The organism is Streptomyces sp. NPDC088354 (assembly GCF_044753585.1).
Taxonomy (GTDB): Bacteria; Actinomycetota; Actinomycetes; order Streptomycetales; family Streptomycetaceae; genus Actinacidiphila.
The window spans coordinates 1-19,867 of record NZ_JBIVNJ010000066.1; the positions used below are offsets into that span (position 1 = coordinate 1).

Annotated in this window: 19 protein-coding genes and 1 pseudogene; 14 read left to right on the forward strand and 6 right to left on the reverse strand. The window is 65.6% G+C overall.

The annotated features are described in order from the left end of the window. Positions 1-806, forward strand: an 806-nt coding sequence (locus ACIP98_RS39740; RefSeq protein WP_401981347.1) for an IS256 family transposase, incomplete at its 5' end; no start/stop codon positions are given. Between the two features lie 16 nt (positions 807-822). Here ACIP98_RS39740 and ACIP98_RS39745 read toward each other — a convergent pair. The 3 genes from ACIP98_RS39745 to ACIP98_RS39755 form a co-directional block, all read right to left on the reverse strand. Further along, positions 823-1,086, reverse strand: a complete 264-nt coding sequence (locus tag ACIP98_RS39745) for a hypothetical protein (protein WP_401981350.1) — start codon at positions 1,084-1,086, stop codon at positions 823-825. Positions 1,087-1,158: 72 nt separating this feature from the next. Next, positions 1,159-1,557: a hypothetical protein gene (locus ACIP98_RS39750; protein WP_401981351.1), complete on the reverse strand. Its 399-nt coding sequence runs from the start codon at positions 1,555-1,557 to the stop codon at positions 1,159-1,161. After that, the gene (locus ACIP98_RS39755; RefSeq protein WP_401981353.1) at positions 1,554-1,781 is read right to left on the reverse strand and encodes a hypothetical protein; all 228 of its coding nucleotides are present in this window, start codon (positions 1,779-1,781) and stop codon (positions 1,554-1,556) included. Before ACIP98_RS39755 ends, ACIP98_RS39750 begins: the two co-directional genes overlap by 4 nt. On the opposite strand from ACIP98_RS39755, the pseudogene ACIP98_RS39760 reads away from it, so the two are divergent. Beyond that, positions 1,735-1,922 (forward strand): annotated as a pseudogene (locus ACIP98_RS39760) (Tn3 family transposase); the annotation flags it as partial. The gene ACIP98_RS39755 and the pseudogene ACIP98_RS39760 sit on opposite strands and share 47 nt — an antisense overlap. Positions 1,923-1,976: 54 nt before the next feature. Then, positions 1,977-2,345 (forward strand): transposase, encoded by a 369-nt coding sequence (locus tag ACIP98_RS39765; RefSeq protein WP_401981354.1) that lies wholly within the window; start codon positions 1,977-1,979, stop codon positions 2,343-2,345. Here ACIP98_RS39765 and ACIP98_RS39770 read toward each other — a convergent pair. Then, a complete protein-coding gene (locus ACIP98_RS39770) occupies positions 2,338-4,374 on the reverse strand; it encodes a protease pro-enzyme activation domain-containing protein (RefSeq protein WP_401981356.1) in 2,037 nt (678 codons plus the stop codon). The genes ACIP98_RS39765 and ACIP98_RS39770 overlap by 8 nt on opposite strands. 443 nt (positions 4,375-4,817) lie before the next feature. On the opposite strand from ACIP98_RS39770, the gene ACIP98_RS39775 reads away from it, so the two are divergent. The 10 genes from ACIP98_RS39775 (at position 4,818) to ACIP98_RS39820 (ending at position 17,998) form a co-directional block, all read left to right on the forward strand. After that, a complete protein-coding gene (locus ACIP98_RS39775) occupies positions 4,818-5,258 on the forward strand; it encodes a hypothetical protein (protein ID WP_401981358.1) in 441 nt (146 codons plus the stop codon). A 298-nt stretch (positions 5,259-5,556) separates the two neighbouring features. Continuing rightward, on the forward strand, positions 5,557-7,332 hold the full coding sequence (locus ACIP98_RS39780) for a hypothetical protein (protein WP_401981359.1): 1,776 nt from the start codon (positions 5,557-5,559) through the stop codon (positions 7,330-7,332). Continuing rightward, positions 7,325-9,223: a TOMM precursor leader peptide-binding protein gene (locus ACIP98_RS39785; RefSeq protein WP_401981362.1), complete on the forward strand. Its 1,899-nt coding sequence runs from the start codon at positions 7,325-7,327 to the stop codon at positions 9,221-9,223. The genes ACIP98_RS39780 and ACIP98_RS39785 overlap by 8 nt, the downstream gene beginning before the upstream one ends. Continuing rightward, a complete protein-coding gene (locus ACIP98_RS39790) occupies positions 9,220-10,647 on the forward strand; it encodes a SagB/ThcOx family dehydrogenase (RefSeq protein WP_401981363.1) in 1,428 nt (475 codons plus the stop codon). Before ACIP98_RS39785 ends, ACIP98_RS39790 begins: the two co-directional genes overlap by 4 nt. 13 nt (positions 10,648-10,660) lie before the next feature. Then, the gene (locus ACIP98_RS39795; protein WP_401981366.1) at positions 10,661-10,852 is read left to right on the forward strand and encodes a hypothetical protein; all 192 of its coding nucleotides are present in this window, start codon (positions 10,661-10,663) and stop codon (positions 10,850-10,852) included. 74 nt (positions 10,853-10,926) lie between these two features. Beyond that, on the forward strand, positions 10,927-13,461 hold the full coding sequence (locus ACIP98_RS39800; RefSeq protein ID WP_401981368.1) for a lantibiotic dehydratase: 2,535 nt from the start codon (positions 10,927-10,929) through the stop codon (positions 13,459-13,461). Further along, complete coding sequence (locus ACIP98_RS39805) at positions 13,458-14,546, forward strand: thiopeptide maturation pyridine synthase (RefSeq protein WP_401981370.1); 1,089 nt, start codon at positions 13,458-13,460, stop codon at positions 14,544-14,546. The genes ACIP98_RS39800 and ACIP98_RS39805 overlap by 4 nt, the downstream gene beginning before the upstream one ends. Further along, positions 14,543-15,448 carry a lantibiotic dehydratase C-terminal domain-containing protein gene (locus tag ACIP98_RS39810; RefSeq protein ID WP_401981372.1) on the forward strand — a complete coding sequence of 302 codons (906 nt, stop codon included), beginning with the start codon at positions 14,543-14,545 and terminating at the stop codon, positions 15,446-15,448. The genes ACIP98_RS39805 and ACIP98_RS39810 overlap by 4 nt, the downstream gene beginning before the upstream one ends. 401 nt (positions 15,449-15,849) lie before the next feature. Then, on the forward strand, positions 15,850-16,392 hold the full coding sequence (locus ACIP98_RS39815; RefSeq protein ID WP_401981375.1) for a hypothetical protein: 543 nt from the start codon (positions 15,850-15,852) through the stop codon (positions 16,390-16,392). Positions 16,393-16,462: 70 nt separating this feature from the next. Further along, complete coding sequence (locus ACIP98_RS39820) at positions 16,463-17,998, forward strand: ISKra4 family transposase (RefSeq protein ID WP_401981377.1); 1,536 nt, start codon at positions 16,463-16,465, stop codon at positions 17,996-17,998. A 41-nt stretch (positions 17,999-18,039) separates the two neighbouring features. Here the strand turns inward: ACIP98_RS39820 and ACIP98_RS39825 are convergent, their stop codons facing one another. After that, positions 18,040-18,702: a hypothetical protein gene (locus ACIP98_RS39825; protein WP_401981380.1), complete on the reverse strand. Its 663-nt coding sequence runs from the start codon at positions 18,700-18,702 to the stop codon at positions 18,040-18,042. 86 nt (positions 18,703-18,788) lie between these two features. Next, complete coding sequence (locus ACIP98_RS39830) at positions 18,789-19,049, reverse strand: hypothetical protein (RefSeq protein WP_401981382.1); 261 nt, start codon at positions 19,047-19,049, stop codon at positions 18,789-18,791. A 494-nt stretch (positions 19,050-19,543) separates the two neighbouring features. Here ACIP98_RS39830 and ACIP98_RS39835 point away from each other — a divergent pair. Next, positions 19,544-19,867 (forward strand): IS110 family transposase (locus ACIP98_RS39835; RefSeq protein ID WP_401981385.1); only part of this gene is annotated, 324 nt, incomplete at its 3' end.

Below are 19,867 nucleotides of genomic sequence, written 5' to 3' on the forward strand. Positions count from 1 at the left end.
GTTCGGCCGAGCCGGCCTCGACCTTCTTCGCAAACGAGTCCTACTCGCACGATGAGCCCTCACCCGATCTGGACCACAAGATCGTCGACAGAACCAAGATCAGGGACGGTCAGGTCGCCAACCGTCCGATCTATGTCGTGATGGCAGTGACCGTGGACGGCACCCGCGACATCCTCGGCATCTGGGCCGGCGACGGCGGCGAGGGCGCCACATACTGGCTGCACGTGTTCACCGAGCTGAAGAACCGCGGCCTGGACGACGTGCTGATGCTGGTCTGCGACGGGCTCAAGGGCCTCCCCGACGCGGTCGAGACCGTCTGGCCCCGCACCATCGTGCAAACGTGCATTGTTCACCTCCTGCGCAACAGCTTCCGATACGCCTCGCGTGCGGACTGGGACAAGATCGCCAAGGCGCTCAAGCCCGTCTACACCGCGCCGACCGAGGACGCGGCCACGACACGGTTCCTGGAATTCGCCGAGACCTGGGGCAAGAAGTACCCGGCGATCGTCCGCCTCTGGGAGAGCGCCTGGGCCGAGTTCGTGCCCTTCCTCTCCTTCGACGTCGAGATCCGCACCGTCATCTGCTCGACGAACGCCATCGAGTCCGTCAACGCGCGGATACGCAAGGCCGTCCGGGCCCGCGGACACTTCCCGACCGAGGCCGCCGCTCTGAAGTGCATCTACCTGGCACTGATGAGCCTCGACCCAACCGGCAAGGGCCGCAAGCGCTGGACCATGCGCTGGAAGGCCCCCCTCAACGCCTTCCAGATCGCCTTCGAGGGCCGGCTCACCCCGGCCAACAACTGAACCTCAACCACCAAGATCAGCCGTTAAGTTGACACACCCCGTAGTACGCCTCGGTGTCGGCGTAGGACTTGTGCTGGGTGGCGGTGCGCTTGGACCAGGGGTCGTCGACGGTTCCGGAGCGTTCGTCGGCGCCGTCGTAGGTGACCGACTTGCGGAGGAATCCGGCGTACTGGTCGGTGTCGGTGATCCCGGCGGCCGTGATGCCGGTGACCGTGACGGATTTGTTCTTGTCGGGGTTCGGTGTCTTTCCATCCGGGTGGAGGGTGCGGTCGCCGTTCATGCCGCGTAGGAAGACGGAGACGATACTGGGCTGCGTATCGGCCTGGCCACCGGTGAGGTGCGTGACCTTCTGCTACTCGCGCCAGATCGGCCAGGTGCGTTCCTTCTCCGACGTCATGGGGTCGTCGCTGTAGTGCCAAGCACAGCCGGAGTAGGTACAGGTGTAGGTCGCCGGTTCGGAGCCGCCGGCGGGATCGATGGTGGTGACGGCGGAGACGGGGTACTTCTGGAACCCGTCCAGTTGGGGGTCCGGGCCGCCGTTGGGTGACCGGTACACCGGGTAGCAGTGCCGGGTGTTGGCGTCGAGGGCCGGCTTGGACTGCCTGGCGAGGCGGTCTGGTTCCATGTAGCTGACAGTGGTCTGCGCGCCGGTCTCTGAGGTGATGGTGTGCACGCGGGGCTTGGTCAGCGGCAGGACGTCGTCGGCAGCGCCGTCGACCGGGTTGGCCGACCAGCTGTAGGTGAAGGTCACCGGGGCCAGGATACGGCTGTGCCGTGCTCGCCGGTGTGCTGGAACTGGTCCAGCCACAGGCTCTGATCAGTGCTGTCGCCGATGTCCCCAGGGTCGAGGTCGAGCTGCTTCAGGGTCCAGGAGTCCATCGCCGCATAGGCGTCGGGGGTGAGCGTGGTGTCCAGAAGTAGGTGGTGATCGTACCTGAGGCTGGCAACCTTCCGGGCCGCGAACGCGACCCTCATCGCCCACCAGGCGTCCACGGCCTCGCACAAGGCTGGGGCGGGGGCCTGGTCGCCTCGGTGGACAGGATGCGGTTCGTCGTTCCCGTACCGTCGGTGTACGCGCGGCCGAACCCGAAGTACTTCGGGCGCCGGGGCGGCGCGATCTGAATCGCTCCGGGTTCGGTGCAGAGCGCTGAACCTTGGAAGGATGCGCTCATGGCGGCGCAGAGGAAGTACCCAGCGGAGCTGATCGGGCGGGCCGTGCGGATGGTCGCCGAGAAGCAGAGGCAGTCCCCGGGGCGGTCGGGGATCCTCCAGGAGGTCGGAGATCTTCTCGGGATTCATCCCGAGGCCCTGCGGCACTGGGTGAAGAAGGCCGAGGCTCAGGCCGATCCGCAGGCGGCTGCCGCCCAGCAGGAGCGTGAGCGGATCAGGGATCTGGAGAAGGAGGTCACCGAGCTGCGGCGGGCCAATGAGATCCTCAAGGCTGGCCGTCGTGAACTTTCTTCGCTGAGCCTTTTGTACGCCCCGGGGCCCGGCGGTGTGATCCGTCGGGCCCCTTGCGGGTGCGTTGGGGCTACTTGAAGGAGTTCAGGTACTCCTCGGTGGGCGTGCCGACGCCGGTGGCGTTGTCGTAGCCCTTGACTGCGTTGAGGCTGGTGTCCTCGCCGAAGGCGACCAGGCGGGCTCGCAGGGAGCCATCGATCACGCCGGCGTCGAAGATCGCGTTGAGCACGGGCCTGTTGTGCGTGGCGGCCTGGTCGATGACATCGTGAAAGGCCTTGCTGTCGGCGCGGCGGTACAACGTGGGGTTGGCGAAGCCGATCGGACGGCCGTGCCTGGCCTGGATGGCGTCGGCCTGGATGGCGGAGAACTCCGGTGCGGAGACGCTGGTGCCGCCGTAGCCGCCCTCACTGTAGGGGGCACCGTCGGAGATGCCGACCAGGACCGAGGTGTAGAGATCGCCGTTGACCGCCACGTCCGGAGTCACGCGGCGAGCGGAGGTCGACTTGGCTCCCGTCATCAGCCGACCGGACAGCGACTTGGGGACGACCCCGTGCTGGTACCACGGCTGGGCGAAGTCCTCGCTGGTCCCGCCACCGCCACCGAAGTAGAAGGAGCCCGGGAGAGGCGACCAGTTGGCGCCGTCCGGGGTGAGTACCGAACGCAGAGTGCCCATGTCAGTCTCGAAGCCATAGCTGCCGCTCTTGTCGGCGGTCCCGAGAGCGGTGCCGCCGACGGAGGTCACCCACGGGTCGGAGTCGGGCCAGTTGGCCTGCGCCCGAGTGGTCGACGGGTCGCAGTTGACCCCGGTGGCAGCAGCGGCCGGGGAGGAGTCGCCACAATCGCCTGCGGAGAAGTTGAAGCCGATGCCTTGGACAGCGCCCAGCTCGAAGACCTGCTCGTAGGCTGCGATCACGGCCGGGTCGATGTCGCCGGAGGACGAGTGCATGATCTCGCCCCAGGAGTTGGACACCACGTCGGCCAGGTGCTTGTCCACGATGGTCGACAGCGCGCTCAGGAGATCCTGGTCCGTGCAAGAGTCGGCGCCAACGTACACAACGTCCGCGCTCGGGGCGAGCCCGTGCACCATCTCCACGTCCAGGGCCTCTTCTCCGGCCCAGCCCTCGGGACCGCCGCAGAGGTCCTCGCTGTTCCACTGCGAGGAGTTGTAAATCTCGGTGTACTGACCGGACTTGAACGGCTTGTCACCGTGAAGGGTGGCGTACTGGTTGGCGTCGGCCCACATGGTGGAGGAGGCGTAGGCGTCGACGACGGCCACGGTGGCGCCCTTGCCGGTCAGACCGGAGGCGGACACCCCATATGCCTTGCGCAGCTGCGAGGGCGTGAAGGAGCACTCGTCGTAGGTGCTGTGCTTGGTATAGCCCGTCGGGCCGCCGTTGACCTTCTTCTGGCCCCAGTAGTCAGAGCAGGTAGCCTCCGTGGCGATACCGCCACCAGGCGTGCTGCCAGCCCCGGCCGCGGAGCTGCGGACACGGACAGAGTTCGGCTTGACCCTCGGGGTGACAGTGGTCAGCCCGGTGACCCCGAGCACAGCAGAGGAGACCGAACTCGGGACCGCCACATTGGCGGCAGGAGCATGCCGCAGACTACCGCCGACGGCGTACTGGTGAATGCCGGTGCCGAAGGCCTTGGCATGCTCGGACGCGGTGCCGGTGGCCTCGATGTAGTGACTGGTGGTCGAGGTGACCTTCAGCCCAGAGCCAGTGAGCCAGCTGCGTACGGCCGCGATCTGCTGGTCGGTGGCGGCGAACCGCTGCTGTACCTGGGCCGCAGTCAGGAATTTGCCGTACTGCGCGCTGCCCTCGGTGGAGACGGCCTGCGCGTACGCAGCCAAGCCCGTCGGGTCCTGGCCGGCCAGGTAGACCCGGATGGTGAGCTTGGTGGAGCCGGGAAGGTCGCCACGGTCGGCCGTGGTCTTTGCCCACACCGGGTGCGAGCCGGCCAGCGTATGGTTGTTGTGCTCGGACGCGGCTTGGGAGGGTGCCGCGGAGACGAGCGCTCCGACAGCAAGTGCCAGGGATGCGAAGGCGGCGCCGGCTATGCGGCCGCGGCGTACACGAGAGGGGTTGCTGGTAATGACGGTCTCCAAGGCGTTGGTCAGTAAGTGTTGCTGGGTACTGCCTGCCGTGGAGGATATTCAGACGAAAGTTTGATTCTTCGCGCAGGGGTGATGTCTTTACCATGTCTTGAAGCCGTCACCTCGGCGCATCTGTTGGGCGGTTGGCCCGCATGACGGCCACCACTGCCGCCGCTATTGGCGCGTATCTTCCCGAATGATCCGTAAGGTCTCCGAGTAGGCCCGCGTTGCAGCGCGGGTCGGGAAAGTACGCCCGTGTTCAGCGTCGTCACCCACGACGGCTCCACCCAGTCCGGTTCCCTGATCGACGAGATCGTGCGGGGCGGCGCTCGCCGGATGCTGGCCGCCGCGCTGGAAGCGGAAGTCCACCGATGCATAGCCCGAGTTCTCGGCCGAGACCGACGAGTACGGCCCGGCGTCTCGTGGTTCCCAACCGCCACCACAAGGTGAGGACCGTGGTCACCGTCGCCGGACCGGCCGAGGTCAAGGACCCGCGGGTCAACGACTGTCGCGTCGACGATGAGATCGGCGAGCGCGAGCGGTTCTCCTCGAAGATTCTTCCGCCGTGGTGCTGCAAGTCCCCGAGGGTCTCCGAAGTGCCGCCGCAGCTCTATTTGCACGGCCTGTCTTCCGGGGAGTGGGCCCAGGCGGTGACCCAGACCACGATCGACCCGCCCCAACCTGGCTCAGCGCCTGCGGGAGTGGTCACTCTTCCGCGCCATCACGCTCAAGCTGCCCTGGAAGCCGGAGAACCTGCTCGCGTCATCCAGTTGGCTCCAACTCAAGACCGTCGCCGGAACGAACATCGCGGCCAACGAGATCCTCACCGAAGCCGGCCGCACCACTTGGATCCGTACCACTGCCGGGACAGCTTCAACCACAGCAGTGACAGCTGAAATCAGCTCACCGACAACCCTTGACTATTGCTCGACCTCAAGTCGCGGTACCCCTGCGCCGCGCCCCCATCGGTCGCGCGCGCCACTGTCGCGATATTATGGCGCCGATATTCTATCGCTTGGACCAGTAGAGCGTGCACACTTCATGCGGATTCCATTTGCGTTCGATGTTGCGTGATTGGGGGACAGTCAGTGAAGCAGTCGGGCAAGCTCCATATGCCACGCAGTCGAATGACGGTCATGGCAACAGGTCGAAGAAGGGGCGCCGGTTGCGAGCACCAGCATAGGTGTGGGCCTCATGGATGACCTGCCAATCGGAGCCTCATCAGATCTGTACCCCCGCCTACTGGACGACGTCCGGTACGTCGAGTGTCAAGGCGGCGTGTACATCCAAAGCGAGCAGAATAGTTGTGTAGTCACCGGAGAGCACGCATACCAGTGGATACATCGTCTCGCGCCGCACTGGGACGGCACTCGGAGCCTCGCGGAGATCGCGGCCGGACTGCCCAGCCCTCACCAGCAGTTGATCAGGCAGCTCACTGACACCTTGCTGGAAAACCATTTCATCATGGACTCCCGACAGGAAGCGCCACACACGCTCAGCGAGTCCGAACTGAAACGCTACGCAGGCGAGATCGCCTTCATACGCTATCGGCACGACTCCGCGGAGGCACGCTTCCAGCGTCTGCGTACCGCACGCATTCTCCTGACCGGTGACAGCCCGGTTGCATCCGCAATCAGTCGTGCAGGACGGGAAAGCGGCTGGCAATACCTCGACTCCGCCGAGAGCTTTGATTTCTCAGACGAAACCGCAGCCTGGATCACCAAGTACAACGTCGTGGTGCAAGTCGAAACCGGAGACGACCCCGCTCGCCTGGCACGGTCCAGCGCCATGTGTGCCCGAGCAGGTGTGCCGCTGGCACAGGCATGGGTGCGCACCCATGAGGTATGGCTCACCGGCGTGCTGACGGCCGAACGCGCCGCTGGCCCGGCATGGTATCGGCTACCGGTCATGCCGGAGCCCGGGGACAGCAGCTGGCTGACCGGAAGCGTCCCGCAGTTGATCGCCGCCCAGACTACTCTCTCCTGTTTCCGTCACTTGACCGGCACCCAGAACAATCATCCTCGTGTTCTCTCTGACGCCGACACGAGCACGATGTTGCATCGTTTCGATGTGCAGACCCTGGAAACCACGACTCACCGATTCCGTCGTCCCGCCGAAGACCCTGCACGTCACCCAGAGCATTCGCGCGCCGCAGTCTCCTCATTCGAGGCGGAACCCCGGGTCAGGCTGGCGGCTCTCCTGGGCGGCGTCGAAGAACTCGTAGACCCCCATCTCGGACCGCTCCACGATTTGAGCGCACAGGACTTGCCACAGTTACCCTTACCCACCTGCATGGCCACTATCCCCGCCCCGTTGCAGCCCAGCCAGCATATCCCCGTTCTCGGTTGGGGCACGGATGGACAGACTGCCCGAGCGCGCGCCGCAATGTCAGCACTGGCAGTGCACGCGGCATTGCTGGCTCGTGAGGCCGCATGGGGAACGTGCCTCGTGGACGGTAGTCAGCGCAGGGTCGTGCCGACGGATTCGCTAGTCGGTGTGGCTGCCGGACAGACATGGGGCGAGGCGGTAGAGGCCGGTCTGTTGGCACATTGCGAGGCATTACTGGCAGACCGATCCGGACCGCCCGTGACACTCCCCGCCGAATGTACACGCCTGCTGGATCTCACTGGTGAACGCTACCAAGTCCACGAACTGACCGGCGTCCTGGGACTGCCCGCCTACACAGTGTCGGTCAACGGCATGGTGATCGCACGAGCGGTCGCCGCCACGCCCGGTCAGGCGCAGGCTCGTGTCATGGAGCGGGCACTGCTGTATTGGCAGGCGCAGCTGGCGGGCCAGCCACAGTTAGCAGGACACGCTGCTCGGTGGCCGGAGCCCATGGACTGCGGACATGGCGTCGACTCCTTCACGCGGGCGCTCCAGCGAGTCACTGAACTCTCGCCTGTCGCAATTCCATTGCCGAGGATAGGTCCCGCTTTCGCAGCCCGGGTGGTGCTCTGTGATGACTGACCCTCGCTCCACCGCCGTACTGGGCCGCGGCCCCCTCGCCGACTCACTGCCGTTCACCCGCATCGGCTCGGTGGCCGCGTTGAGCTCCGACATCCATAATGGCGCAGTCGCGGTCGACATCCCGTTGCAGGAGATCCACGCTCGCACAGCCGCCGAGGGGATTCCCTGGCTACCCATTCGGTCGGAGCCAGGATGGATCACCATCGGTCCGCTGACGCTTCCTGGTACTCCTGGATGTGCTCTGTGTGTGGCGCGCAGGCGCCACCGCAACCGGGAAGACACCACGCCGCGACAAGAACTACGTCGGCGCTGGCCACAACCAGCTGGGAACATGGTCATACCGCCGACGATTCTCAACACCGTTGGCACACTGGTGATGGATCAGTTCGCGCCGACAAACACCCGTACGGTGGGTGCTGTCTTACGCATGTCCTTTCTGGATGGGACAATGCGCCGCCATCCGTTCTTGGCGGACCCGTCCTGCCCGCGCTGCGCAGACCTTCCTCCAGACACGGAACTCGCCGCCAAGTGGCCTCGCGTCCGGCTACCCAAAGCCACCTCTGACACGTTTCGACTGAGGGACATCAATGAGCAGGCGAGCCAATTGCGTGACCTCTACGTAGACGCTGAGACCGGACTGATCAGCTCACTGGACTCAGCCTGGCTGGGCGGCGTGTCCACTGCGGTAGCGCGTCGGGCCACCGGACAGGATGCCGATGATTCCCAGCACGGCTACGGACGGGCCGAAGACTCCGATACCGCCAAGGTCATGGCTGTCGCCGAGGCTCTCGAACGCCAGGCTGCCGAGCGCCCGCTCGGTCGTCGCACCGTCATACGCGGCTCCTACGCTGAGCTGGCAGAGCGAGCCCTCGACCCGCGCACGCTAGGCACCCCGGCCGATGAATTATATTCTATACACGGATACCCTTACACTCTCTTTTCGCCCCACCATGAGACAAATTGGGTCTGGGCCCACTCCTTTGGCGAGGGGAAAGCACTGCTCGTACCAGAATCAGTTGCCTATTACGGGGTCGACGCCACTCCGGCGTGGTTCGGCGAAACATCCAATGGCTGTGCGCTGGGATCCACCATTGAGGAGGCGGTTCTCTATGGACTGCTTGAGGTGGCCGAGCGCGATGCATTCCTAATGGCGTGGTATGGCCGACTGCCGCTGCCCCACGTGGATCTGGAATCCGCTGCCGATCGGCGTATCCCAGTGCTTGCCGGCCTGATCGAGCAGCTCTTCGACTGTGAGGTCACCGTATTGGCCGCCTTCATGGAGCAGCGCATCCCCGCTGTCGTCACGTTGGCCCGCCATCGCGACGAGAAAGCCGGCCCTGCATCGGCTTTCGCCGCTGCCGCCCACCTCGCACCCGAACGGGCCATACTGTCGGCGCTGCGGGAACTAGGGCCACTTCTATACGGACTTCGCGCTCGCTACACGCCGGACGTGGTGGCACCGCTGCTGGACGATCCCTCATTGCTGATCAGCATGGACCAGCACGCTGCCCTCTACACCCATCCTGGAAGCCGGTCCCGGACCGATTTCCTCACCCTCAGTAACTCACGGGTGACACTGGACTCCCTCACCGCCCAAGCTTCCTGGCCCAAGTACGACGACCTGTCAGCTGACCTCGACGAGCTCACCGCGCGCTACCTCGCGACGGGCCTGGATGTTATCGCTGTTGACACCACCTCAACCGAGCAGTCGGCAGGAGGACTGCGGTCCGCGAAGGTCCTCGTCCCGGGCACCGTTCCCATGGCATTCGGCCACCCCTACCGTAGGACAGCAAATCTACCGAGACTGCTGACGGTTCCTGAGCAGCTCGGTTACAGGGTCGGCAGACTCTCGCCCGATGAACTCAACGCCGACCCCCACCCGTTCTCATGAGGGGCACGGCGATCCAGAGGTTCCTGGCCGCCCTGGGTGAGAGGAACGAGGTCGACACGGACACCCCGGCGGCGCCAGCGTTCAAGCAGTACGCAAACACCACGCGTGTCGCACTCGGGGAGCTCGCCGGCACTCCTGGTCCCCTCCTCCGCCGGCTACTGGGTGTTACAAGGGTGGGATGGGACCAGACGATACGCCCAGGCACCAGCGTCGTATCGGGCTGCCGCCCAGTCCCCTCTGGCGGGGCCCGGTACCCCATCGAGGCCTACTTGGCCGACGGCTCAGGACTCCATCACTACCACCCTGCACATCACGCTCTGGAACAGGTACGCGCAGGCGACTACCGCCAAGCCCTCAGCAGCGACAGACCCGATCTGGTGATCATCCTCACCTGCGTATTCTGGCGTACAGGCATCCGCTACGGGGAGTTCGCCTACAAACTCCAGTGCCAGGAGACCGGAGCGCTCGCCGCACAGTTCCTGACGCTCGCAGAGGAACAAGGCGCCTTCGGCAAGGTGATCCAACACTTCGACGGCCCGGCCGCCACACGGCTCCTCGGTCTCGACGCAGACGCGGAGGGAGTCATGACACTCCTGAGCCTTCACGGCATGACACATTCCGGCGAGGCGTCACATCCAGCTCCGAAGCACCCCCCCAACCTCGCCGGCGAAGGACTCACTGCTGCCGAAGCTCTGCCCGCGATAAACAGGACCCTGCCGCATCTGCTGGCACTGCACACCGCTCCCCGCTTGGGAACCGGCGGTCCGCCGCCTGCCATACCGCCACCGAGCGGTCCCTCACTGTCCCTGCCACCCCCAGCGCCCATCCAGCTGCACCGGGGCATCAACCGCAGGGCATCCACGCCTGCTGGCTTCGCCCCCGTGCCCATCGAGGCGCGCCAGTGCGCAGGGCTCCTCCACGCTGCCGAACGCGGCTACTCCAGTGCATTACCCGGCACCTCCAGTGGACTTATCACGTGCGCTCTGTACGTCGTGGTGCTGCGAGTGGCCGGCCTCGGCCGCGGCGGCTACCGCTACCACCAGGGACGACTCACCCGCTGCCCTGGAGATGCCGCACCGCTCCCAGCCCCGGGCCCCCTCGACGCTGCGGCACTTGCCCTCGGCGAGGCCGCCATCGTCGTCGTACCGGCAGGCCACCCGTTCGCAGGTGTCGAGCAATACGGTGACGCGTGGTACCGCATCCAACAAATCGAGGCTGGCATCGTCACCCAGCATGCGGCGCTCGCTGCAGCCGCCCTCGGGCTGACATCCCGCATCCACTCCGACTTCTGCCACCCCCGGACGGACACAGCTCTCGGGCTACCGGATCCGTCCTGGCGCGGGCTGAGCGCCCTGTTCATAGGCGCAGTGCCAGAGCGCCGCTCCCCTACACGTTGGACCAGCCGGTGCAACGAACACGAGTAACAAGGAGAGACACATGTCCGTCCAGTCGCTCTTCGACCTGTCCGAGCTGACGGTGAGCAGCATCAGCGTCTCCTCCACCGACGGCCTACCCCAGAACCTCACGGATGGCCACGCCATGACCGAGCTGGCCGGCTCCTCCGTCTGCGGACGCTGCACCCCTAGCTCAACGACCGGCTTCTTCGGAGACGAAGACGACCTCGTCTGACCCTCGAAGCAAGGTGAACGGGTGCTCCGGCGTAAGCCGGAGCACCCCACAGCAATCCGGCAAAGAGGGGCATCATGGTGTTCGAAGCAGGACCGCTCTTCGGTGTGCGCGTGGCCGCGATCGCCACAGAGTACGTGGAAGCACTGTGCTTCTCCCGTACCTGGGCCCGGGTGACGGAAATCCTGCACCTATCCGACCAGGTCGCTACGGAAGCATCGCGTCTGGCCGACGCACTGCACCCCGTCATCGGCTCACGCCCCGGTTCCCCCCTGCGGCCGCACCTCGTCGCACTGCGGCGTGACCTCTTCAGAGCGCAGCTCTCCCCTCCACGACTCTGGTCCCCACAGGTCCGCGCGACGCTGCCCGCGCCCCTGGAAGTCAGCGTCACCGCCTGGCGTGACCTGCGCGGTCGCCTCTCCGACCTGGAGGCCACCGTTGCACCCCTGTTCGCAGGAGAAGTGGTCGAACGTACAGAAGCGCTCCGCGCAGCGGCCGCTCTGGACGCCTTCCGTCAAGGAGTGGGCCAGAGCAGTACCTCCCTGTCCCACCACCTGGACCGCTGGCTCGCTACACCCGACGGAACGGCTCCCGAACGCCGCGTCCTCCTGAGACTGGCCAAATACGTGGCCCGTGCCGCGATGAAGACCAGCCCGTACGCGACCTTCACCGCAAGCGGCCTAGGCCAATGGACGCACACAAACGAAGCGGCGTCCTTCGCCGAAACGCTCCGCATTGACGGAGTCGTAGAAGTGGACCGGCGTTATCTGAACGGGCTATGGGCCTCCCTCGCAACCTGGCCGACTGCACGCGACGCGGTGAAACTACGGGTCAATCCCTCCGCGACACGGGAAGGAAACCACATCTGGTTCCTTGGCGAAGGCACCAGCGAGCCCATCAACTGCCTCCCCTACGGGCCCGGACTCCGCCGAGTCCTCGAAGCCGTCTCCTCCGCCCCCGGGGGAACCCGAGCTAACGTGATCGCCAAACTGACCACGAAACATGCAGACATCACCGAGTCACAACAAGCCGAGCAGTTCCTCGACGCCCTACTCGACAGCGGGCTCGTCGAACGCTGCAGACCGTACACCGACCGGTCCCTGCACGCTACAGGCGACCTCCTGGACTGGGTGAGCAAGCATGCCCCGGACAACCCGCTGCTCACACGGCTGCAGGAGCTCGACACGTCCACACGCTCCTATGCCCACTGCACCACCGGGAACAGGTTGGATTGGCGTCGCAATGCCCCCCGCCTTTCATCCGATGACGCGGCAATTAGCGGGCACCTACTGCACGAGAGCGCAGTCCTGCCCGACCCAGTGGTGAAGTTGTCACGCCCAGCGCTCCGTCAGATCTGCGAAGACCTGAGCGTCGTCTGTGACGTCTACGCCCTCTACGATCCGAGCCTGCCCGCCAAACTCGCGGCCACCGATCTCTTCCGAGCGCTTCACGACGATGGGGTGTCGGTACCTTTCCTAAGGTTCTACCGCGAGCTGCACGACCCGGCGGTCCTGGCCGGCCACCCAACTGTGGAAAGGTTTCTGCACCGCAGACCCTCCCCCCTCGACACGGACGGTGACACCTCTCACCAGCTCGGGCCACGTCTCACAGAACTGCTCCAACTACGCAGACAGACCCGGGAAACGCTGAATGCCTACGGCACCAATCCAGTTCCACGTGCCGCTGCCCGTGAACTCATCACAAACCGACCCTCCTACGTAGGCGTCAGCGGACCGGTCTGCTGCTACGGCCAGCTCGCCGGCAAACCCGACGCCCCAATCTTCGTCTCGAACATGATCGTGACAGGTCCAAACACCGGCATCGGCAGGATCCAGCACCTCCTCGGCTCACCTGCAGCAGAGCTTGCAGCCCAGCCCGACCTCGCCGAATTCCGAACCGACGCGGACAGCAACATCAACCTGAGGCCTCAGGTCCTGCGAGGCATCGACTATCCGCACGGCGCCTGTTCGGTTCCCCCGGGCGTCCGGCTGGCAGACTTGAATGTCGCCTACCACGCCGACTCAGGACTCCTACGCCTGCACACCCCTGACGGCACCCTTGTCCGCCCTGTACACCGCGGACTGATGACCCTGTCTTTCCTACCGCCCGCGCAAGCTCTGATGATCCAGGTGTTCGGAGTCCATCCCGCGGCACTGGGCAACAGCTGGGCTCTGCGGGACCGCAATCAGGTACTGGCCCAGGACACGATCGTGCACCGGCCACGGCTCGTCATCGGCTCCGTTACAGTCGCCCGGGAGTCCTGGCGCATGCCGACATCCTCCTTCCCCCAACCCGGTCGTGCCGAAGGTGACGCCCGTTACCTGCTCCGGCTCGCCCGCTGGCTCAAAATGCAGCACCTGCCCAGACGCTTCTTCGCCAGGATCATCGACGAAGGCGGCCGACTTGGCCCCCACGGCAAGAGCTTCAAACCGGTCTTCGTCGACGCGGCCAGCTGGTTCCTTCTACAGTCCCTGATCCGCTCCCTGCGGCAGGGAGACGGAACCCTGATCCTGGAAGAAGTTTTCCCGGAGACAACACACGCTCCGCTCTACGGGGTCGACGGAGCTCACGTCACGGAGTTGGTCCTCGATCTCGCCCGGAGGCCCGGATGACCCAGTCGGCGAACTGGCACACCGCCCATGTCTACTACTACTCCCCTGACCGCTCCGGGCTGCTGCTCGACGCCATGGAACCTCTCCTGTACGAGATCCGGGACAACGTAAATGCCGCCTACGTCGTCCCACACTGGAGGCGCGGTCCACACCTACGAGTCACCGTCTCGGCCTCTGCGGACGCGTGGACACGACACGTGCGCCCCGCCATCGACCGTGGCATCGGCGGCTATCTCGAACAACACCCCTCCAGGAACCGACTCGACCCCGATGCGGCAATCCCTATGCACAGGCACCTTGCCGCACTAGAGGAGGAAGACGGTCCGCTCACCCCGTGGATACCGGACAACACCGTCACATACCCCAACTTCGTCTCCCGCGCCAACCAAATGGGAGGCATTCCGATCGAAGAGCTCGTCACCGACTTCTACGTGGATAGCAACCCGTTCTTCCTGAAGACGGTGCGCCACATGAAGGACAGCAACCGACCAACAGACCTCACGGGCCTCTTGCTACTACTCACCACTGCAGAAGCCATCGGGGGGATGCGTCGTAACGCTGGCTCATTCCGCAGTCACGCAGAAGGCTTCCTCAGCGACTGCGCCGACCCAGCAGCCGCCCGCGCGGTCTTCGACCGACAGTACGCCCTGCATCGTGCCACGATCGCGGACCTGATGACCGCCATGGTGGCCACCCTGAACGGTACAGCGGCAACTCCATTGCCGCTGGTAACCGACTGGGCTGCGATACTCCGGCAATGCATCGAGCGGGCAGAGCCGACGGTCCGTAGCGGTGTCCTGGGGCTTTCCGAGGACGCGCGCCAGTCCTTCCTGGCACACCCCACCTTTCCCGACTACCTCCGCCGCGCCTTCCAGAACGAGTCGTATCTCAAAAACATCATGGGAAGTACCGACTTTCACCGTTACCGTATGGTGCTGGCCCTCAGCTACCTACAGCTCACCCGTATGGGCATCCCGCCACGGGCCCGCTATCTGCTCTGTCATCTGGCTGCCAATGCCATCGAGGAACACCATGGCTTCTCGGCAATCGGCTGGCTCAACGAATACCTGGACACCCACGCGTGAAACGCCCCACAGGTTCTCATGAAGACCACGCGACGCTGTCCTGGACCAGTGCCCACGTCTTCCGCCACGACGACCTCGACACCCTCCTCACCGACGCAGTAGTTCCGCTGGTCAATAGACTCAGCAAGCAGCAGCTGATTCGGGGCTTCTTTTACCTGCGCTACTGGGAGGGCGGTCCACATCTGCGGGTCAGGGTGCAGGCAATTCCCGAACATTCCGACCGCGTCCGGTCGGAGCTGGCTGACGAGCTCTCCGCATACCTGCGGGCGAACCCTTCACGGGACCTGGTCACACAAACCTCCTACAAAGACTGGGCCGCCCATTTCGCCGGTCTAGAGGCACTTGAGGGCTACGAGCCGTATCTCCGATCTCCGGATACGATCTCCTTCGAGAAGTACGTCCCGGAATGTGCGTCCTTCGGACGCGGCCTCTCCTTGGCAACGGTGGAGAGACACTTCTGCGACTCGGCGCGGATCGCCCTGCAGACAGTGCCCCTGCCTCTCCCCCAACGGCTATCCACCGCAATGGTGATGACTTTGGCCACCCATGTGTCCCTACCACCGGCAAACACCAGCAGGAAACTGGCCGCTGAAGATGAAGCGGCATGGCGGGCGTCTCGTGATGACCTGGTCGGCATGGCCCGCCGCCTACACACAGCCGAACCGGAGTCTGGCCCTGACCTGCCCGTACTAGACTGGCTTGGGTCCATGCGGGAGCTGCGAAACGATCTGACCGCGCTACAAACTCGCGATCTGTTCGAGGTTTCCCGGGAGCGGCCAGTTGCCCACGCCCTTCATCGGTGTCTGCACCTTCACCTCAACCGCATGGGCATCAAACCTGAGGAGGAACGTCGCTTGCGAGGCCTCTCCAGACGTGCCGTCTCTGCAGTCATCGGCTCCTGACGCAACAAGCAGAACCGGATGAGAGGTTGTTTTCTCCCGCCATTATATCTCGTATGCGGTCTTGGTCTGCTGATGTCGGGTCGCGCCAGGACATGGTGTCTCGCCGGTGAGGCTGCGGGACATGAGCTCGCATGGTGAGGTGGATCATGGCTTCGGACCGGCCAGGGAGGGTCTCGTAGGCGCGGGCCAGGCAGCGGTGGAGCATGAACGAGGCGTAAGTCCGCTCGACCGTCCAGCGTTTTGGGATCGGGATGAATCCCCCGGTCCCCGGGGTGCGTTGGAGGATCTCAACGTCGATGGGTGCGGTTCCTCTGAAGGGAAGGGCTGAGCTGGAAAAGCACTGAGCGGGGCTGCGTTCAGGGCCGTTCGTCTCTACCGTGGTCGTGGAGGAGGGGTGGCGGATGGGCTCGCTGTTCGAGGAGTTGGAAGCGCGCGAGGTAGCCGCCCGGGTTCGGGTGGAGGAGTTGGAAGCCGAACTCGCCGAGCTGTCCGGGAAGCTGGAGATGGCCAGGGAGGGGCTGGAGCGGTTGCGGATCGCGCGGGAGACGGTCGCGGAAGTGCTCGCGGAGATGGGACCGGAGAGGTCGGTGGCGGCCGTCGATGCCGGACAAGCGCCTGTTGATGTGCCGATGACGTCGGCGTATGCAGGGGCCGAGCGGCAGGTCATCGGGGTTCTGACGGTACCGAACTGGCAGCCCGGAATGGGGTCGGAGACCCTGCCACGGGTGTATCGGGACATCATGGAGGTGGTGGCGGACGCGCCGGGGCCGGTCCGCGCCAAGCAGGTCGTGCCGAGGATAGGGCTGCCGGCCGAGACCGGGAAGATCGAGGGCACGAGGGCGAAGCTGAAGCGGCTGGTGGAACGGGGCTGGCTGGACGAGGACACCCCAGGCATGTTCACCCCGGCCCGCCGCCGCGGGACCATCTCGCCCAACTCCCGTTAACAGCAGGGCTCTTCCCCGCCTACATTCGAAGGTGCGACCCAATCGATGCTGGACGGGAAGAGCCCTGGAGATGACACCGTACGACACTCATGCCACCGCTGACCCCTTTGCCGACTCCCTCAGCGCCTTCGAGACGCTGACCGCCACGCTGTCGGGCAGCGATGCGGGCACATGGACCCACACTGAGCTGGAGGAATACCTCGACGCGGCCGGGCGGGAGCTGCTTCGTCTGCTGCTGCAGGACCACCTCGACCTGCGCGCGGCGCGGGAGAAGGGACAGGTTCGTTCCGGTATCGGGCCGGTTGTGGTGGGGCCGGAAGGCAGGGTGCGGCCCTGGCGTGAGACGGGACACTCGCGGTGGCTGGCCACCGTGTTCGGGATGGTCCGCGTCGCCAGAGTCGCCCACCGGGGCCCGGGCGTGGGCAACGTCCACCCCGCCGACGCTGTGCTGTCGCTGCCGACGGGCCGGCATTCGACGGGATTACGACGGCTCGCGGTGACCGAGGCCGTCCGCGGCTCGTTCGACCAGGCCCACGATGCCGTGACACGCCGCTGCGGGAACGTGCTCGGCAAACGCCGGCTGGAAGAGCTCGTGGTCGCCGCCGCGGTCGATCTCGAGGGCTTCTACCGGACCCACATCCCGATCCCGTGCAGCCGCATGATGCCGCTGGTGATCCAGGCGGACGGCAAGGGCGTGGTCATGCGGCCTGAGGCCCTGCGGGAGGCCACCCGCAGGGCCGCCGCGAAAGCGGCGGTCGGTCATCGCGGCCGGCTTGCGCCGGGCGAGAAGCCGAACCGGAAGCGGATGGCGACGGTGGCCTGCGTCTTCGACACACGTCCCGCCCCCAGACGTCCGCACGACGTGATCCACCCGCCCGGCGGCCGAAGCGGCGAGCGACCCGCCCGGCCGGGACCGCGGGCCGAGAACAAGTGGTGCACCGCCTCGCTGGTCCGCTCGCCCGAGGAGGTGATCTCCGACGCCTTCGACCAGGCCGAGGCCCGTGACCCGAAGCATCTGCGGCCGTGGGTCGTGCTGGTCGACGGCGCCCGCCACCAACTCGACCTGATCAGTGCAGAGACCGGCCGCCGCGGCGTCACGGTCCACATCCTGCTGGACTTCGTACACGTCGCCGAGTACGTCTGGGCCGCCGCCCACGCCTTCTACAAACCCGGCACCACCGAAGCCGAAGCATGGGCCGCCGACCGTCTTACCGCCATCCTCGCAGGTCAAGCTGCGCACACCGCTGCCGAAATGATCAGCCAGGCGGAGCGGGAACACTTGCCGGCTGCCCGGCGCAAGGCTGTCGACGCCTGCGACCGCTACCTGACTGGCCACCTTGACCAGCTTCGCTACGACACGGCGCTGGAAAACGGCTGGCCGATCGCCACCGGCGCGGTCGAGGGCGCCTGCCGCCATCTGATCGCCGACCGCCTCGACATCACCGGCGCCCGCTGGGGTCTTCACGGAGCGGAAGCCGTATTGCGACTGCGTGCCGTCCTCGCCAACGGAGACTTCGACCCCTACTGGCGCTACCACGCCGCCCGCGAACACGAACGCCTCTACCCCGCACCCGACCAGCGGGACCACCACGCACCCACCGCCTGATCCCGGCGGTTGTCCGAAACGAACTGCACGCCCATCCGACCCTACTTGGGGCGACGGCGGCCGAGAGCGCTCGCGAGTTCGCCGACCGGCGCCAGTATGTGTCCGCCATCGCCTGCGCACCACCACACAGCCTCGCGATCCCGCTCCGAGCCGTGGACACCGAGGTCATGCCCGGGGCACACCGGCCAGACCTCCCAGGTCCATTCGAGCAGGCTCTCCTGGATCAGGATCGCCAGGCTGGCCAAGGCCATGGCCGGGTCGTCGCACATGTTCGGCAGGATGGGGCCGCCCCAGTTGAGTCGTTCGCCGTCGGCAAGACGGACACCGGCTCCCACCGGGAACCAGTCCTCCAGGATCTCGATCTCCGGTTCGCCCTCGATTCCACGCGTGGGCAGATCGCGAGTCACGATTCGCAGCGCAGCACGCAACGTCTCCAAACGCTCGGGAGCGAGGTCGAAGCCGGGATCGAAGCCCACGTCGTCAAGGATCCGCCGGGCCAGGGCAGTCATCTCCGCTTGCGGCACCTCGGCCGGGTTCCGCTCGACGACCTCCAGGATGGCGTCGGTGTGATGGAACCAGCCGAGCAGTTCGCAGGCGAGAGCGACGACGTCCTGTGGGTCAAGGCTGTCCTCGCGCACGCCGAGATAGACCCTTCGCATCAACTGTTCAGTATCCGCTTCGTACTCAGCCATGGCGTCGCTCACCCGCCCAGTATCCCGACGCAGCACGGTTCCCCGCCGCATGGTCTTCCGGCATGACGCCTGCCCCACTCACCAGCGGGACTATGACCTCACAACTTGATCGCGGCCGTCACTCGAAAGGAACCGCACCCAATGCCTTCCAGGGCCCAGCAACGACGGCCGGGGATGTGCTCGCGGGCGAAGTCCAGCAGCCGACGGTAGCCACGGGCGTTGGCGGGGGCATCAGTGCTGGCCAGGACGGCACCAATGGGGCTCACGGCCGCAGCGGCGAGGGTGTCACGGTGGGTGTCGACGCCGATGACGCCGTCGACCTGTTCTACGAGCATGGTCACGTGGTTGTTCTCCTTCATGGGCGGGACGGCCATGGTCGGCGTCGGCCTGGGTGGAGTCACCGCGTGGCAGAACTGTGATGAGTCACGTCGAAATGGCGGACAGGCTGCTGATCAAGCCAACGGGGTGGGCCAGGCCGACACCGACGCCCAGCAGACATCTCGGGGGCACGACACGCTCTGATGAGCCGTCAGTTACCTTGTGAGTCATGCCGGAACGTCGGCGTCGATCCTGACAGCAGCCCAACCCGGGCCGCAGCTCTACTCTCACAGTTACCTTCTTCGTGGCCTCGCAATGAGGCTCCCGGCCTCCGGCCCCGGCATGACTTGATCCCCCAGTCGATGATGATCGAAAAGGTGGTGTCACCGGGTGCCGGAGGCATTGGCAGACCGCTGATTAGGGGCATGAGCGCCGATCCCGGACCGGGTGAGGCAGTCTCTTCGTAACGTGGATGCCGGCACGCTGATGCCGCAGGTGAGGCCGGGAAGAACGCGGATACGGGAGCAAGCACGTGGTGGCTGGTGAGGGTGACATCGGCGTCTATCTGGGTCTGGACGTCGGCAAGGGCGAACATCATGCGACGGCGCTCACCCCGGAGGGCAAGAAGGCCTTCGACAAGCGGCTGCCCAACACCGAGCCGAAGCTCCGCGAGGTCTTTGCCAAGCTCCAGGCCAAGCACGGCACCGTCCTGGTGGTCGTGGACCAGCCTGCTTCCATAGGTGCACTGCCTCTGGCGGTGGCTCGTGACGCCGGCTGTCGTGTCGCCTATCTGCCGGGCCTGACGATGCGGCGAATCGCTGATCTCTACCCCGGCGAGGCCAAGACCGACGCCCGCGAC

What these genes read in the sequence shown, in the direction of transcription:
- ACIP98_RS39745 (WP_401981350.1), bottom strand. Translation starts at nt 1,086, where the DNA reads ATGAACGGCGACCGCACCCTCCACCCGGATGGAAAGACACCGAACCCC.
- ACIP98_RS39795 (WP_401981366.1), top strand. Translation starts at nt 10,661, where the DNA reads ATGTCCGTCCAGTCGCTCTTCGACCTGTCCGAGCTGACGGTGAGCAGC.
- ACIP98_RS39780 (WP_401981359.1), top strand. Translation starts at nt 5,557, where the DNA reads ATGGATGACCTGCCAATCGGAGCCTCATCAGATCTGTACCCCCGCCTA.
- ACIP98_RS39790 (WP_401981363.1), top strand. Translation starts at nt 9,220, where the DNA reads ATGAGGGGCACGGCGATCCAGAGGTTCCTGGCCGCCCTGGGTGAGAGG.
- ACIP98_RS39820 (WP_401981377.1), top strand. Translation starts at nt 16,463, where the DNA reads ATGACACCGTACGACACTCATGCCACCGCTGACCCCTTTGCCGACTCC.
- ACIP98_RS39785 (WP_401981362.1), top strand. Translation starts at nt 7,325, where the DNA reads ATGACTGACCCTCGCTCCACCGCCGTACTGGGCCGCGGCCCCCTCGCC.
- ACIP98_RS39755 (WP_401981353.1), bottom strand. Translation starts at nt 1,781, where the DNA reads ATGAGGGTCGCGTTCGCGGCCCGGAAGGTTGCCAGCCTCAGGTACGAT.
- ACIP98_RS39805 (WP_401981370.1), top strand. Translation starts at nt 13,458, where the DNA reads ATGACCCAGTCGGCGAACTGGCACACCGCCCATGTCTACTACTACTCC.
- ACIP98_RS39815 (WP_401981375.1), top strand. Translation starts at nt 15,850, where the DNA reads ATGGGCTCGCTGTTCGAGGAGTTGGAAGCGCGCGAGGTAGCCGCCCGG.
- ACIP98_RS39830 (WP_401981382.1), bottom strand. Translation starts at nt 19,049, where the DNA reads ATGAAGGAGAACAACCACGTGACCATGCTCGTAGAACAGGTCGACGGC.
- ACIP98_RS39765 (WP_401981354.1), top strand. Translation starts at nt 1,977, where the DNA reads ATGGCGGCGCAGAGGAAGTACCCAGCGGAGCTGATCGGGCGGGCCGTG.
- ACIP98_RS39800 (WP_401981368.1), top strand. Translation starts at nt 10,927, where the DNA reads ATGGTGTTCGAAGCAGGACCGCTCTTCGGTGTGCGCGTGGCCGCGATC.